General features: G+C 72.3%; 17 protein-coding genes. 9 read left to right on the forward strand and 8 right to left on the reverse strand.

Annotated elements, in window-relative coordinates:
• Positions 1-129: 129 nt before the first annotated feature.
• Positions 130-558, reverse strand: coding sequence for an ATP-binding protein (locus ABZ385_RS30455; RefSeq protein WP_358586360.1), 429 nt, complete (start codon positions 556-558; stop codon positions 130-132).
• Between the two features lie 227 nt (positions 559-785).
• On the opposite strand from ABZ385_RS30455, the gene ABZ385_RS30460 reads away from it, so the two are divergent.
• The 3 genes from ABZ385_RS30460 to ABZ385_RS30470 all read left to right on the forward strand — a co-directional run bounded on the left by ABZ385_RS30460 (position 786) and on the right by ABZ385_RS30470 (position 2,844).
• On the forward strand, positions 786-1,646 hold the full coding sequence (locus tag ABZ385_RS30460; RefSeq protein ID WP_358586362.1) for a helix-turn-helix transcriptional regulator: 861 nt from the start codon (positions 786-788) through the stop codon (positions 1,644-1,646).
• A 1-nt stretch (position 1,647) separates the two neighbouring features.
• Positions 1,648-1,968 carry a DUF397 domain-containing protein gene (locus ABZ385_RS30465; RefSeq protein ID WP_358586364.1) on the forward strand — a complete coding sequence of 107 codons (321 nt, stop codon included), beginning with the start codon at positions 1,648-1,650 and terminating at the stop codon, positions 1,966-1,968.
• A 78-nt stretch (positions 1,969-2,046) separates the two neighbouring features.
• Positions 2,047-2,844: an SAM-dependent methyltransferase gene (locus tag ABZ385_RS30470; protein WP_358698219.1), complete on the forward strand. Its 798-nt coding sequence runs from the start codon at positions 2,047-2,049 to the stop codon at positions 2,842-2,844.
• A 12-nt stretch (positions 2,845-2,856) separates the two neighbouring features.
• Here ABZ385_RS30470 and ABZ385_RS30475 read toward each other — a convergent pair whose 3' ends face one another.
• Positions 2,857-3,336 (reverse strand): anthrone oxygenase family protein, encoded by a 480-nt coding sequence (locus ABZ385_RS30475; protein ID WP_358586368.1) that lies wholly within the window; start codon positions 3,334-3,336, stop codon positions 2,857-2,859.
• A 147-nt stretch (positions 3,337-3,483) separates the two neighbouring features.
• Here ABZ385_RS30475 and ABZ385_RS30480 point away from each other — a divergent pair, with 147 nt between their 5' ends.
• The 3 genes from ABZ385_RS30480 (at position 3,484) to ABZ385_RS30490 (ending at position 5,134) form a co-directional block, all read left to right on the forward strand.
• A complete protein-coding gene (locus ABZ385_RS30480; protein WP_358913934.1) occupies positions 3,484-4,116 on the forward strand; it encodes a uridine kinase in 633 nt (210 codons plus the stop codon).
• 60 nt (positions 4,117-4,176) lie between these two features.
• On the forward strand, positions 4,177-4,599 hold the full coding sequence (locus tag ABZ385_RS30485) for a PPOX class F420-dependent oxidoreductase (protein ID WP_358586371.1): 423 nt from the start codon (positions 4,177-4,179) through the stop codon (positions 4,597-4,599).
• A 115-nt stretch (positions 4,600-4,714) separates the two neighbouring features.
• Positions 4,715-5,134 (forward strand): CBS domain-containing protein, encoded by a 420-nt coding sequence (locus ABZ385_RS30490; RefSeq protein ID WP_358586373.1) that lies wholly within the window; start codon positions 4,715-4,717, stop codon positions 5,132-5,134.
• Positions 5,135-5,192: 58 nt separating this feature from the next.
• On the opposite strand, the gene ABZ385_RS30495 is transcribed toward ABZ385_RS30490, so the two are convergent.
• Complete coding sequence (locus ABZ385_RS30495; RefSeq protein ID WP_358586375.1) at positions 5,193-6,338, reverse strand: magnesium and cobalt transport protein CorA; 1,146 nt, start codon at positions 6,336-6,338, stop codon at positions 5,193-5,195.
• A 147-nt stretch (positions 6,339-6,485) separates the two neighbouring features.
• On the opposite strand from ABZ385_RS30495, the gene ABZ385_RS30500 reads away from it, so the two are divergent.
• Entirely contained in the window at positions 6,486-7,316 is an 831-nt protein-coding gene (locus ABZ385_RS30500; RefSeq protein WP_358586377.1) for a methyltransferase domain-containing protein, read from the forward strand.
• A gap of 283 nt (positions 7,317-7,599) precedes the next feature.
• Here ABZ385_RS30500 and ABZ385_RS30505 read toward each other — a convergent pair whose 3' ends face one another.
• The gene (locus ABZ385_RS30505) at positions 7,600-8,505 is read right to left on the reverse strand and encodes a PfkB family carbohydrate kinase (RefSeq protein ID WP_358913935.1); all 906 of its coding nucleotides are present in this window, start codon (positions 8,503-8,505) and stop codon (positions 7,600-7,602) included.
• Positions 8,506-8,512: 7 nt separating this feature from the next.
• The gene (locus ABZ385_RS30510; protein WP_358913936.1) at positions 8,513-9,418 is read right to left on the reverse strand and encodes a pseudouridine-5'-phosphate glycosidase; all 906 of its coding nucleotides are present in this window, start codon (positions 9,416-9,418) and stop codon (positions 8,513-8,515) included.
• Positions 9,419-9,519: 101 nt separating this feature from the next.
• Here ABZ385_RS30510 and ABZ385_RS30515 point away from each other — a divergent pair, with 101 nt between their 5' ends.
• Together ABZ385_RS30515 and ABZ385_RS30520 are read left to right on the forward strand one after the other, a co-directional pair.
• Complete coding sequence (locus ABZ385_RS30515) at positions 9,520-9,954, forward strand: VOC family protein (RefSeq protein ID WP_358586478.1); 435 nt, start codon at positions 9,520-9,522, stop codon at positions 9,952-9,954.
• Positions 9,955-10,020: 66 nt separating this feature from the next.
• Positions 10,021-10,386: a cupin domain-containing protein gene (locus ABZ385_RS30520; protein ID WP_358586480.1), complete on the forward strand. Its 366-nt coding sequence runs from the start codon at positions 10,021-10,023 to the stop codon at positions 10,384-10,386.
• Positions 10,387-10,461: 75 nt separating this feature from the next.
• Here the strand turns inward: ABZ385_RS30520 and ABZ385_RS30525 are convergent, their stop codons facing one another.
• The 3 genes from ABZ385_RS30525 to ABZ385_RS30535 all read right to left on the reverse strand — a co-directional run bounded on the left by ABZ385_RS30525 (position 10,462) and on the right by ABZ385_RS30535 (position 13,412).
• On the reverse strand, positions 10,462-11,730 hold the full coding sequence (locus tag ABZ385_RS30525; protein ID WP_358586482.1) for an MFS transporter: 1,269 nt from the start codon (positions 11,728-11,730) through the stop codon (positions 10,462-10,464).
• Positions 11,731-11,919: 189 nt separating this feature from the next.
• A complete protein-coding gene (locus tag ABZ385_RS30530; protein ID WP_358913937.1) occupies positions 11,920-12,465 on the reverse strand; it encodes a methylated-DNA--[protein]-cysteine S-methyltransferase in 546 nt (181 codons plus the stop codon).
• Between the two features lie 50 nt (positions 12,466-12,515).
• A complete protein-coding gene (locus ABZ385_RS30535) occupies positions 12,516-13,412 on the reverse strand; it encodes a glycerophosphodiester phosphodiesterase family protein (RefSeq protein WP_358913938.1) in 897 nt (298 codons plus the stop codon).
• Positions 13,413-13,470 lie beyond the last annotated feature (58 nt).

Raw genomic sequence — 13,470 nt, forward strand, 5'->3', positions numbered from 1 at the left:
CGCGCCGCTTACCAGGTTCACGCGTACGTGCCCGCACGCGCCGCTACTCGGTCCATACCTACGCGTTGTCGTACGCGCCGTTGCTCGGTCCGCGCGCACGCGTTGTCGTAGGCGCCCTACCACCGCGGTCTACGCGGACACCGACACCTGTGCCGCCGTCCGGCGCAACTCCGCCCACACCGTTCGCCCGATCCCGGGCCCCGCGTCGTGGACGCCCCACGCACTGCTCACCGCGTCGACGAGAAGCAATCCCCTCCCGTGCTCCTCGTCGGCCCCCCTGTGCACCGGGCGCGGCATCCCTGAACCGCAGCCTTCGTCACGCACGGCTATTCGCAGCTTCTCCGTGTCCGCGCATATCTCGCAGATGATCCGCCGGCTCGCGGTGTGCACCACGGCATTGGTGACCAGTTCGGAGAGGACGAGTGCCGCCGCGTCGCAGGCGTCGTCGTCCCGCACCGCCCACTCGCCGAGCCGCGTGAGCATCAGCCGTCTGGCCTGAGCTACGGAGCCGGGTCGTGGGACGAGAGCGAAACTGACGCAGACCTCGGCAACGCTCACAGGCGGATGCTCGGTGAGAACACCAAGACGGCCTTCGGCGGCTTCGGTTCCTAACGGCGCGGGCGGAGTCACGCTCTCCACTATCGCCCCGCCCCGAACACCTTGGCAAGACCCACTCTGAAAAGTGCACAGTGGCGTGTCCCTCCGAGACGGCGCATGGCACACTGCTGACAACAACTCTCGGCGGGGTGTGAGTTGGCAAGCGGAGTCGGGTGGAGGTAGGAGACGTGAGCGAACCGCGGTCCGCGCCGACCGTCGGCCAGGTCGTTCTCGGTCGTCGCCTGCAGGACCTGCGCGAGAGCGCCGGCCTGAAACGCGAGGAGGCGGCGAAGGTCCTGCGCGTCGCCCCCGCCACCGTGCGCCGCATGGAGACGGCCGAGGTCGCGCTGAAGATCCCGTACCTCCAGCTGCTCCTGAAGGCCTACGGCGTCCCCGACGACGAGGCCGAATCCTTCGTGGCCCTCGCCGAGGAGGCCAACAAGCCGGGCTGGTGGCAGCGGTTCCACGACATCCTGCCGGGCTGGTTCAGCATGTACGTCAGCCTGGAGGGCGCCGCCAGCCTCATCAGGTCCTACGAGCCGCACTTCGTGCCCGGCCTGCTCCAGACCGAGGAGTACGCGCGCGGCGTGATGCGCTCCGGCGCCATCGGCCAGACCCGGCCCGCCGACATCGAGCGGTACGTGGCGCTGCGCATGGAGCGCCAGGCGCTGCTGACCCGCGAGGACGCGCCCCGGCTGTGGGTGGTGATGGACGAGACCGCGCTGCGCAGGCCGGTGGGCGGCCCCGAGGTGATGCGCGAGCAGCTCGACCGGCTGCTCGAAGCGACCGAGATGCCCCATGTGACCTTGCAGGTCGCGCCGTTCGCGGCGGGCCCGCACCCCGGAACGTACGGACCGTTCGTGCTCTTCCGCTTCGCCATGGCGGAGCTGCCCGACATGGTCTACAGCGAGTACCTGACCGGCGCCGTCTACCTGGACGCGCGCAAAGAGGTGGCAACCCACCTGGAGGTCATGGACCGCATGGCGGCGCAGGCCGCCACGGCACAACGCACGAAGGACATCCTCCGGGACGTCCGCAAGGAGCTGTGACATGGACCGACACCGAGCCGGAAGCCGCCCAGCCGGTCCGCGATCCCCCGGAGCCCGCGACGACTCGCGCACCGAGTCGCGCGGGGAGTCCCGCATCTACAACGGCATGCCCGCCCGCGACCTCGGCAACGACGGCTGGCACAAGCCGTGGAGCGGCGGCAACGGCGGCAACTGCCTGGAGGCCATGAAGCTGGCCGACGGCAGGGTGGCGGTGCGCCAGTCCGCCGACCCCGACGGCCCCGCGCTCATCTACACGCACGGGGAGATCAACGCGTTCATCCAGGGAGCGAAGGCGGGCGAGGCGGACTTCCTGCTCTCCTGACCCGTGCCTTCCCGACCCGCGCTCCCCTGCCCCCGCTCCCGCCCGTCCACCCCTCCGCCGCCGACGTCTGGAGTACGCATGACGGACCCGTCGTACATCGACACCAGCAAGCCGCACCCCGCACGGATGTACGACTGGTTCCTGGGCGGCAAGGACAACTACCCGGTCGACGAGGAGATGGGCCGTCAGCTCGTCGCCATGGACGGGCGGGTCCTGACGACGGCGCGGGCCAACCGCGCGTTCATGCAGCGCGCCACGCGCTGGCTCGCAGGACAGGGCGTACGGCAGTTCCTCGACATCGGCACGGGCATACCGACCGAGCCGAATCTCCATCAGATCGCCCAGGGCATCGCCCCCGAGACCCGCGTCGTCTACTGCGACAACGACCCCATCGTCCTCGCCCACGCCGAGGCGCTGCTCCGCTCCACGCCGCAGGGCGTCACCGAGTACATCCAGGCGGACTTCCGCGAGCCCGGGAAGATCCTCGAAGAGGCCTCGCGGACCCTGGACCTCGACCGGCCCGTCGCCCTGTCGCTCGTCGCGCTGCTGCACTTCATCTCGGACGAGGACGGCGCCTACGACCTGGTCGAACGGCTGATGCGGGCCCTGCCCGCCGGCAGCCACCTGCTGCTGTCGCACGGCACGGGCGACTTCACCCCGGACACCGCGCGGCAGGCCGCGGAGCTCTACAAGGCGCGCGGCATGACGCTCGCCCTGCGCACCCGCGCCGAGGTGGAGCGCTTCTTCGAGGGCTACGAGATGGTGGACCCCGGAGTGACGGTCATCGACCGGTGGAAGCCGGAACTGGGCGAGCGGGCACCGGACACCGGCCAGGGCCCCACGCCCGGATACGGGGCGGTGGGCCGCAAGGTCTGAGGCGGGGCGGGTTCACGTCAGGGCGAGCAGGAAGCACGCCGACGCCGCGAGGGAGGCGATGCCGCGGACGTGGTTCCAGGCGGTCCACTCGCGGACGTAAGCACGCCAGTACGCCGCGCCCGCCTCGCTGTCGGGGTCCACCTCGGCGAGGGCCTCGTTGCGCGGGACATGCGCGACGACGGTCACGCCGAACGACCCGAACAGATGCAGCGCGCACCCGAGCAGCAGCTCGGCGGTGCCGTCCTGCGGCCAGAGCACGAACGTCACGACGGCGAGCACCGCGCAGAGCCCCGTCGCCCCCAGGAACAGGGCCATGAACGCCGGCCCGACGGCGGTCACGTTGATCGCGTTCATCGCGGCGATGCCCCGCGCCGGGGGCAGCGCGGCCAGCGCCTTCATCACGAAGGTCGAGAACGCGGCGAAGACCCCGGCGACGAGCCCGCAGGCGAGCGCCCCGAGCACGGTGAGGACGAAATACGGTCCGTCGATCATGGCAACTCCCGCGGTGAATAGGGCCGTTACATGGGACGGCGGGCCGCGAGCGATCCTGCACGGCGCCCCGTGTCACCACAAGTCAATTGCGCGGGCCGCCCCGGATCGTCCAAAAGCGCCGCCGCGGCCTGACGGCATCATGGGTCCGTGCGACTCGAACCGATCACCTGGGAACGCCTGGCCGATACCCTCGCCGACCGCCTGCTCGACCTGAAACCGGCCGACGGGAGCCCCTGGCCCCGCGTCGCCGTGGACGGGGCGCCCGCGAGCGGCACCGGCGAACTGGCGCGGCGGGTGGGCGACGCGCTGCGCCTGCGCGGCCGGACCTCGCTCGTGGTCGCCGAGGAGGGGTTCCTGCGGCCCGCCTCGGTGCGGCTGGAGTACGGGCGGCACGACGTGGAGGCGTACTACAGCGGGTGGTTCGACACCGGCGCCCTGTGGCGCGAGGTGCTCGGGCCGCTGGATCCGGACGGCACCGGCCGTGTGCTGCCCGACCTCTGGGACCCGGTGACCGACCGGGCGACCCGCAGCGCCTACGTCGAACTGCCCCCCACCGGCGTACTGTTGCTGCACGGCCCGCTGCTGCTCGGCCACTGGTTCCCGTTCGACCTGACGGTGCACGTACGTCTCTCGGCGGGCGCCCTGCGGCGGCGCACGCCGGAGGGGGACCGGTGGACGCTTCCGGCCTTCGAGCGGTACGAGGAGGAGGCGGACCCCGCCGCCACGGCCGACGTGGTGGTGCGGGCCGACGACCCGCTCCATCCGGCGTGGAGCGGCTGACCCCGACCAGTTCCCCGAAACCCCTATCTATATGCACGTGCATATAGATAGGGTGTGATCATGACGCCGAACCCCAAGGTGAGCCCCCGTCCCGTCGCCCTAGGCGAATCCGTCCGCGCTCTGCTCGACGCCAAGAACTTCGCCAGCGTCGCCACGCTCGGCCCCGGCGGCGCGCCGCACAACTCCGTGGTGTGGATCAAGCGGGACGGCGACGCCGTGCTGTTCTCCGCCACCGCCGGCCGCCAGAAGGTCCGCAACCTCGAACGCGACCCGCGGATCAGCATCTCGGTCTATGACCTCGCGAACCCCTACTCCTCGGCCGAGATCCGCGGCGTCGCCGAGATCCTGCCGGACGAGGGCAAGCGTCTCCCGCACGAGCTGTCGCACAAGTACCTGGGCGTCGATCCGCCGGCCGAGAAGGACGACGAGATCCGGGTCATCGTCCGGGTGATCCCCCACAAGATCCTGACGTTCACGCCCTAGGGTCCGCGCCCGGGTCTCCAGATGCGGGGCGTCGAGGGCCCCGGGAGAATGAAGGGCGCCGGGACCATCGGCGCGCTCGCGTCGCTCCGGACACCGCCCGGCACGGGAGGCAGCGATGACCACCGCCGGAGACATCATGCACCGGGGCGCCCAGTGGATCCCCGAGCACGAGACCCTGGACCGCGCCGCCCAGCTGATGCGCCGACTCGACGTGGGCGCGCTGCCCATCGCCGACGAGAGCGAACGGCTCTGCGGCATCCTCACCGACCGCGACATCGTGATCGGCTGCGTGGCCATGGGGCACGACCCCTCGCAGGTGACCGCCGGCTCCCTGGCCAAGGGCACCCCGCGCTGGATCGACTCGGGCGCCGACGTCGACGAGGTCCTGCGGGAGATGCAGGGCCATCAGATCCGCCGCCTGCCGGTGATCGAGAACAAGCGGCTCGTCGGCATGATCAGCGAGGCCGACCTGGCCAAGCACCTCACCGAGGACCAGCTCGCGGGCTGGGTCGAGAGCGTGTACGCCAAGGGCTGACCGGCCGGCCCCCGCTCCGGATCGACCGCCTGGAGTCAGGCCCGGCCGACGGGCGGGGTCACAGCCAGCCGCTGCGCCGGAACCCCCGGTACAGCGCCAGGCAGGCCGTCGCGACCAGGCTCATGATCAGCGGATAACCGAACCGCCAGTGCAGTTCCGGCATGTGATCGAAGTTCATGCCGTACATGCCGCAGACCATCGTCGGCACCGCGACGACCGCCGCCCAGGCGGTGATCTTCCGCATGTCCTCGTTCTGCGCGACGGACACCTGGGCCAGGTGCGCCTGGAGGATCGAGTTGAGCAACTCGTCGAAGGCGGCGATCTGCTCGGTGGCCCGCTTCAGATGGTCGTCCACGTCCCGGAAGTACGCCTGTATCTCCGGGGCGATGACCCGCATCGGCTGGGTGGCGAGCACCTGGAGCGGGCGGCCCAGCGGCACCACCGCCCGCTTCAGCTCCAGCAGTTCGCGCTTGAGCTGGTAGATGCGGCCGGGGTCGAGCCGCTCGCCGTCCGGGGCGAAGACGGCCATCTCGACCTGGTCTATGTCCGACTGCACCGCGTCCGTCGCCGCGAGGTAGTCGTCCACGACCTGGTCCGCGATCGCGTGCAGCACGGCGGCCGGACCCTGCGCCAGCTGCTCGGGAGAGGCCTCCAGCTCCTCGCGCAGCGGGCCGAGCGAGCCGTGCCGGCCGTGCCGGACCGTGATGACAAAATCGCGGCCGACGAACACCATGATCTCGCCGGTGTCCACGACCTCACTGGTCGCGGTCAGCTCGGTGTGCTCCACGTAGCAGACGGTCTTGAAGACGGCGAACAGCGTGTGGTCGTATCGCTCCACCTTCGGGCGCTGGTGCGCGTGCACCGCGTCCTCCACGGCGAGCGGATGCAGGTCGAAGAGGTCGGCGACGCCCGCGAACTCCTGCTCCGTCGGCTCGTGCAGCCCCAGCCAGACGAAGCCGTCGTCGGACTTGCGGACGGCCTCCACGGACTCGACCAGGTCCCGGCCCGCGGTCCTGCGCACTCCCTTGCGGTACGTCACGCAGTTCACCACCGAGGAGCCCAGCGGGGAGCGGGCCGGGTGGCTCAGGTCGACGCGCGCGCCGCGCCGGGCCAGGCGGGCCACTCTGCGCAGGCCGCCGACCTTCCGCAGACCTCCGGCCTTGCCCAGGCTTCCGACCTTCCGCAGGTTGCCTGTCATCGACATGTGGGGCTCCTCGCGCTGATGACGTGACGTGCCAGTCTGCCAGGGCGGTCGCCGACTCTGCCGGTGCCTGTGGGAACGGAGCATTCCACTCCGGAATGTCCGGTTCCGCCTACCAGGAGCGAGCGGCAAAATGGTGATAATTCGGTCATGACGCGAATCGACGGCCACCTCCTCGACCCTCGGCAGCTCCCCGACCCCCGTCAGCTCTCCGACGCCCGCCAGGCCCAGGCGAAGCAGGACTTCGCCGCCTACGCCGCCCTCTTCGACCGCACGACGTTCGGGCACATCGAACGCCTCGGCATCGGACCCGGCTGGCGCTGCTGGGAGGTGGGCGCGGGCGGCACGTCGGTGATCTCATGGCTCGCCAAGCGGGTCGGCCCCACCGGCAGGGTTCTCGCGACGGACATCGACATCTCCTGGCAGACCCGGGCCGCGCGCTCACCTCTCGCGGTGCGCACGCACGACGTCGCCGCCGACCCGCCGCCCATCGAATCCTTCGACCTGGTGCACGCCCGGCTCGTCCTGGCCGACGTCGCCGACCAGGAGCACGCCCTGAAGTCGATGCTCAGGGCGCTGCGGCCCGGCGGCAGACTCCTGATCGAGGAGGCCGACCCCGCGCTCCAGCCGCTGGCCTGCCCCGACGAGTACGGGCCCGCGCAGGAGACGGCCAACCGGCTGCGCCACGCCGTGCGCACGCTGCTGGCCGGGCGCGGCGCCGACCTCGCGTACGGCCGCCGGCTGCCCCGCCTGCTGCGCGAGGCCGGCCTGCGCCAGGTGGAGTCCGACGCGTACTTCCCGCTGGCCTCGCCGGCCTGCGCGGCCCTGGAGACCGCGACGCTCCAGCAGCTCCGCCCCGATCTGATCGCGGCGGGCCTGGCGACCCCGGACGACATCGACGGCCACCTGTCCGACATCGCCACACAGACGTTGGACGTGGCGACCCCGCCGCTGATCTCGGCGTGGGGCAGAAAGCAGTAACCGGCGGAAAGCCCCACCCCGCGCCTCCAGGGGCGCGGGGGCCCACCCCTCGCGGGGTGCGGGGATGTGCATGTGCGTAAGGGGGAGGCGGCTGGCGCAGGCGCACGTTGAGCCGTGAGGCGGCGCAAGGGGCGCGGGGGGCCGACTGGCAGAGGGGCGGGGAGCGGCGATGCGCGTGGCGGCCGGCGCGGAGGGCTGACTTGCGCGGGGGCGTGGAGCAATGACGCGCATGACGGCCGGCGCGGGGGCCGTCGGTGCTCGGGCGCCATGACGCACGCGTGCCTCAGGCCGGGCGTCCTCCGATCCTCTGTACCGCCTCGCCGCCCGCCCGGCAGCCTTCCGTCACCGCCTCCAGGAGCCCCGCCCCCGCCAGCCGCGAGGCGAGAAGCGCCCCGGTGAAGGCGTCACCCGCGCCCGTCGTGTCCCGCACCCGCGCGGGCACCGCGGCAACCCGCCCGACCAGCTCGCCGCCCCGGGCCACCACCGCCCCCTCGGCGCCCGAGGTGACCGCCACCACGGGAAACCGGCGGCTGAGTGCCACCGCCGCGTCCGACGCATCGGGGAGCCCGGTGAGCAGGACCGCCTCGTCCCGGCTGGGCAGCAGCACGGTGACCCCTTCCGCCGCCGCGAGGAACCGCTCCACGCCCAGCTCCCCGAGGAACCCCGCCGACGCCGGATCGACGCTCACCGGCACGCCACGCGCGCGTGCCGAAGCCAGCGCCGCCCCGGCCGCCGCCCGACTGGGCCCGGCGAAGAACAGATAGCCGGACAGATGCAGCCACGCCACGCCGTCGAGCAGCTCGGGCGACCAGTCGGCGGGGGAGAGCCGCAGCGCGGCACCGCTGTCCGTGAGGAACGTCCGCTCGGCACCCGCGCCCTCGTCCACCAGGCAGATCACCGTCCCGGTCGGCGCCCGCGGGTCGACGACGAGCCGGGGCCGCACCCCCGCGCGCGTGAGGGCCGCCTCGTGCCACGCGGCGGAGTCGGCCCCCACCCGGCCGAGCAGGCGCACGTCCGCCCCGCCCCAACGCGCCGCCCAACACGCCGCATTGGCCCCCGCGCCGCCCGGCACGGTCCGGATGGCGGCGGCCGTGTCGGTGCCCGGCACCGGCGGCGTACGGTGCCGGGCGACGATGTCCGTGACGACGTCCCCGACGACGAGCAGACCCTGGGCCGAGCGCGGCGCCACCCGGACCTCAGCGCCCGGCCCAGGCCGCGGCGACCCGTCCCGCGAGCCGTACGTTGCCCCGGACCGCCGCGAGGTTGGCCTCCAGCGACGCCCCTCGGGTCCGACGCGTCAACTGGTCCAGCAGGAACGGCGTGATCGCCTGCCCCGTGATCCCCCGCTCCTCGCAGTCCCGCAGCGCTTCGTCCAGCACGCGCGCGTGGAGCACGGGATCGAGCTGCTCCTCGGACGGCACAGGGTTCGCCACGATCAGCGCCGCGTCGGGCCCACCGAGCGCGTCCTGCGCCCCCATCACGTCGGCGACCTCCTCGGGACTGTCCAGGGTCCAGTCCACGCCGTGCCCGGAGTCGACGAGGTAGAAGCCGGGGAAACGGTTCGTCCGGTACCCGGCGACCGCGACCCCCAGCGTCTCCAGGCGCTCCAGCGTCGCCCCCACGTCCAGGATCGACTTCACGCCCGCGCACACCACCGTGACCCTGGTGCGGGCGAGCAGCCCCAGGTCCGCCGACTCGTCCTGCGTCACCGTCCACCCCCGGTGCACGCCGCCGAGCCCGCCGGTCGCGAACACCCGCACGCCCGCGCGCGCGGCGAGCGACGCCGTCGCCGACACCGTGGTCGCCCCGCTCGCCCCCGTCGCCACGGCGAGCGGCAGATCGCGGTGGCCCAGCTTGCGGATGCCGTCCCCGCGCGCGACCCGCTCCAACTGCCCGGCGTCCAGGCCGACGTGGGGCCTGCCGTCCAGGACGGCGATGGTCGCGGGGACGGCGCCCTCCTCGCGCACGGCCGCCTCGAGTTCCTTCGCCACCCGGAGGTTGCGCGGCCGCGGCAGGCCGTGCGCGATGATCGTGGACTCCAGGGCCACCACGGCGCGTCGCCGGGCGACAGCCGCCCGCACCTCGTCGGACACCACCAACACGGGCCTGCCTCCTGCCAGTCGGGTCTCCCCTCATCCCTGGCGGGCGGCGGGCCCCGCCAAACCCCCTTGCGGGACACCGCGCGGGACAGCAGCCTTGGGGCATGGCAAATAACACGACCCGTCTCGACCACATCGTCCTGTGGGTGCGCGACCCTCTGGCGGCAGTCGATTTCTACGAGAAGACGGTGGGCCTGGAGCCCCTGCGCGTCGAGCAGTTCACGGCCGGCAAGGCGGCCTTCCCGTCCGTACGGGTCAATGAGGAGACCATCTTCGACCTCGCGCCGCTGACGTTCGCGGAACGCATGAGTGTCCTTCCGGATGCCGACAAGAGCGCGGGCCACCCCGTCAACCACGTCTGTCTGGCGTTCCCCAAGGCCGACTTCGAGGCGCTGCGCGCCCGCCTGGAGGAGAACGGCACGCCGGTGTCGGACTTCTCGCACGACTCCTTCGGCGCTCTCGGCAAGGCCCCGAGCAGCTTCTACTTCCGTGATCCGGACGGGAACATCTTCGAGGCCCGCCACTACGACGAGAGCTGACGTCCGCCGGGGCCCACGCGGGCCCCGTTCGGGTCCCGTCCCAGCACCCGGCTAGGGTGACCGGCCATGACCACGAATGATCAGAGTGTCGCGTCTTTTGCCGTCCATATTCCGGATGTGGAACTGGAGGCCGAGCCGCTCGATCCGGAACAGATCGTTTCCGGTTCCCCCGAGGTGACCGGCAAGGTGCTGTGGGAGTCCGCCGACGGCAAGCAGCTGCGCGGCATCTGGCAGATCACGCCGGGCGTGGTCACCGACACCGAGGCGAACGAACTCTTCGTGGTCGTCAGCGGCCGCGCCACCGTCGAGGTCGAGGGCGGCGACACGCTGGAGATCGGCCCCGGTGACGCGGCCGTACTGCGCGAGGGCGACCGGACGACCTGGACGGTGCACGAGACGCTGCGCAAGGCGTACCACATCACGCTGCCCTGACCGCTGCCCTCGCCCTGACCCTGCCCCTGCCCCTGCCCCTGCCCCTGACACCGACCCCCCCGGCCCGGGGACCTGTCACGCCTTCCCGGTCGACACCGCCCTGCGCACGGCGAGCGCGGCCATCGGCAGCAGGACGCAGACCCCGACGAGGTTGAGCCAGCCGTAGCTCGCCCGGGCGACGATCAGGCCCGCGAGCGCCCCGCCGACGCCGGCCGCCGCGTTCATCGTCAGGTCCGAAAGGCCCTGCACCGCGGCCCGGGCCGGCTGTGCCACCGAGTCGGTGAGCAGCGCGGAACCGGAGACCAGGCCCGCGGACCAGCCGAGGCCGAGCAGGAAGAGGCCGGCGGCGGTCTGGCCGTGACTGGGCCCCGCCGTCCCGGCCAGGAGCGCCGCGCAGCACAGCAGCCCCACCGCCAGGCCGATCACGGACAGCCGGCCGAACCGGTCGGCGAGCCAGCCCATCACCGGCGAGAACGCGTACATGCCCGCGATGTGGCCGCTGATCACCAGGCCGACCAGTTGCAGGCTCGCCCCGTGGTGTCCCAGGTCGACCGGGGTCATCACCATGATGGAGACCATCACCGTGTGCGACACGGTCACCGTCACCAGCGCGAGCCGGGCCATCGGCGAGGCGGCCACCGCGGCGACACCGGCCCGCAGCGAGCGGCTCTGCGCGTTCTCGTCCTCCCGCGGGGCCAGGGCGCGGGCGGTGAGCAGCGGATCGGGGCGCAGCAGCACCGCCACCACCAGCGCGGCGACGGCGAAGATCCCGGCGGCGAAGAGAAACGGTCCGGCCTCCTCGGGGATGGCGGTGCCGGAGAAGGCGCGGCTCGTGGGCGCGGCGATGTTCGGGCCGAGCACCGAGCCGATGGTCGTGGCCCAGATGACGAGCGAGATGGCACGGCCCCGCCGCTCGGGCTCGGCCAGGTCGGCCGCGGCGAACCGGGCCTGCAGATTGGCCAGCGAGCCAGCGCCGAACGCGGCCATGCCGAGCAGCAGCAGCGCGAAACTCCCGACGACCGACGCCAGCACCACGAGCCCCGCGCCGCACGCGCCGATCACATACGCGAGGACGAGCCCCGCACGCCGTCCGCGTGCGGTCATCAGCGCGGCGAGGGGCAGCGAGAGCAGGGCCGTGCCGGCCACGGACGCGGTGGGCGCGAGGCCCGACAGCGCCTCCGTCCCGCTCACCTCGGTGGCGAGCACCGGAGCCAGCGCGATGCCGATCGGTATCCCGAGCCCGCCCAGTATCTGACTGGTCATCAGTACCGCGGTCGTGCGGCGCCGCAAGGCGGGCAGCGACTCCGGCGCGGGTATGTCAGGGGCGTCGACGGTGTTGGTCACTGACGCAGTGTGCCAGGGGCGCGAGGGACACGGAACAGGGTTACGTCGGCACGGCACCGCGCGAGCATCCCCGCGGTCCCTCGGCGCGGGCCCGCGCAATCACCCCCGCCACGCCGTCAGAAAACTGGCTGCGGAAGGCTGCCCGCCAGGGCCTCAGAACAGCGGCTGAGGCAGGCTCCTGCCAGGGACTCAGAACAGCGGCTGCGGCAGGACCCCCTCCAGCGCGAGCAGTCGCCGCTTGGTCTCCAGGCCTCCGCCGAAGCCGCCGATGCCTCCGTCGCTCTCCACCACGCGGTGGCACGGCACCACGACCGGCAGCGGGTTGGAACCCATCGCGACGCCCACGGCCTGTGCCGCGCCCGGCTGGCCGACACGACGGGCCAGGTCCCCGTAGCCCACCACCGACCCGTACGGGACGCCGGCGGCGAGCTCCCGCAGCACCTGGCGGTTGAAGCCGGAGATCAGCGACCAGTCCAGCGGCAGCTCGAAGTCGCGCCGCTCGTCCGCGAAGTAGGCCGCGAGCTGGCGTATCGGCTCGGCGAGCAAGGGGGAGTCCGGCGCGTGGAGCGGCTCGGCGCCCAGCCGGGTGCCCAGCCGCTCCAGGGTCCTGTCCCGCACGTCGTCCGTGGCGTGGAAGGCCACCATGACGAGCCCCTCACCGGTCGCGGCGAGCAGCAGGGGGCCGATGTCGCTGCCGACGACGGCCCACACGGCCTGACGCTGGTCCTCGTTCATGCCGACCACCGTACGACCGCCCACTGACAACGCGTCCGCCGAGCGGTGCCTCAGTCGTCCTCCAGCGCCCTGCGGACGACGTCGGGCGCGTTGCTGATGATCCCGTCCACACCGAAGCTCGCGGCGCGCACCGCGCCGGCGGTGTCATTGACGGTCCAGGTGAAGATCTCCAGGGGCTTGCCGTGCGGGCCCTTGAGCGCGTGGATCGCGGCGACGTAGGGAGCGGAGAGGGAGGTGTGCGTCGAATTGATCTGGTCGGAGAACTTCGCGTACGCGGGCAGGTCGGCGACCGACGGGGTGCCGAGGAAGCCCGTCTTCACGTCGGGCCGCAGCGCGTGCACGGTCCGCACGCTGTCGGCGCTGAAGCTCTGGACGACGAGCTTGCTCTTGACGTGGTGCTTGTCGAGCCAGCCCGTGTCGCGCAGCACTTGGAGGCCCTGCTTCTCGATGCCCGGGTAGAGCTCGGGTTTCTTGAACTCGAAGACGAGCTTCTGGTGGTTGTGCGAGACCCGGCGCATGTACTGCTTGAGGGTCGGCACCCGCTCACCCGCGTACTTCGGGCTGAACCAGCTGCCCGCGTCGAGGCGCGCGATCTCCGCGGCGGTGAAGTCCGCGACCTTCCACGGCGCGCGGCCGGGGAAGACCTCCTCGACGTTCGTCGTCCGCTTCAGGTTGTCGTCGTGCATGATCACGAGTTCGCCGTCCTTGGTGCGCTGGACGTCGTTCTCGACCCAGCGGAATCCCATGTCGCGGGCCTTGTCGATGGCCGCCAGGGTGTTCTCCGGGGCGTAGGCGGAGGCCCCGCGGTGCGCCACGACCAGCGGTCTGTCGTGGTCGGCCGTGCGCACCGCCGCAGGAGTGCGGGCGGAGGCGGGAGCGGCGGGGACGGCGAGCGCACCGGCCCCCAGGAGGGCGGCGGTGGTGACAGCGGCAGCGCGTGCGTACACGGGTACTCCTCGCGTCGTGAGATCGCGGACCGGTCGAGAGTGACAGTCCACGGCCAAC

It is taken from the genome of Streptomyces sp. NPDC005898, from assembly GCF_040629635.1.
Taxonomy (GTDB): Bacteria; Actinomycetota; Actinomycetes; order Streptomycetales; family Streptomycetaceae; genus Streptomyces.

Bases quoted from the DNA above. Each gene is read 5' to 3' on its own strand.
- ABZ385_RS30465 (WP_358586364.1), top strand. From the start codon at position 1,648: ATGGACCGACACCGAGCCGGAAGCCGCCCAGCCGGTCCGCGATCCCCC.
- ABZ385_RS30470 (WP_358698219.1), top strand. From the start codon at position 2,047: ATGACGGACCCGTCGTACATCGACACCAGCAAGCCGCACCCCGCACGG.
- ABZ385_RS30475 (WP_358586368.1), bottom strand. From the start codon at position 3,336: ATGATCGACGGACCGTATTTCGTCCTCACCGTGCTCGGGGCGCTCGCC.
- ABZ385_RS30485 (WP_358586371.1), top strand. From the start codon at position 4,177: ATGACGCCGAACCCCAAGGTGAGCCCCCGTCCCGTCGCCCTAGGCGAA.
- ABZ385_RS30490 (WP_358586373.1), top strand. From the start codon at position 4,715: ATGACCACCGCCGGAGACATCATGCACCGGGGCGCCCAGTGGATCCCC.
- ABZ385_RS30495 (WP_358586375.1), bottom strand. From the start codon at position 6,338: ATGTCGATGACAGGCAACCTGCGGAAGGTCGGAAGCCTGGGCAAGGCC.
- ABZ385_RS30500 (WP_358586377.1), top strand. From the start codon at position 6,486: ATGACGCGAATCGACGGCCACCTCCTCGACCCTCGGCAGCTCCCCGAC.
- ABZ385_RS30515 (WP_358586478.1), top strand. From the start codon at position 9,520: ATGGCAAATAACACGACCCGTCTCGACCACATCGTCCTGTGGGTGCGC.
- ABZ385_RS30520 (WP_358586480.1), top strand. From the start codon at position 10,021: ATGACCACGAATGATCAGAGTGTCGCGTCTTTTGCCGTCCATATTCCG.
- ABZ385_RS30530 (WP_358913937.1), bottom strand. From the start codon at position 12,465: ATGAACGAGGACCAGCGTCAGGCCGTGTGGGCCGTCGTCGGCAGCGAC.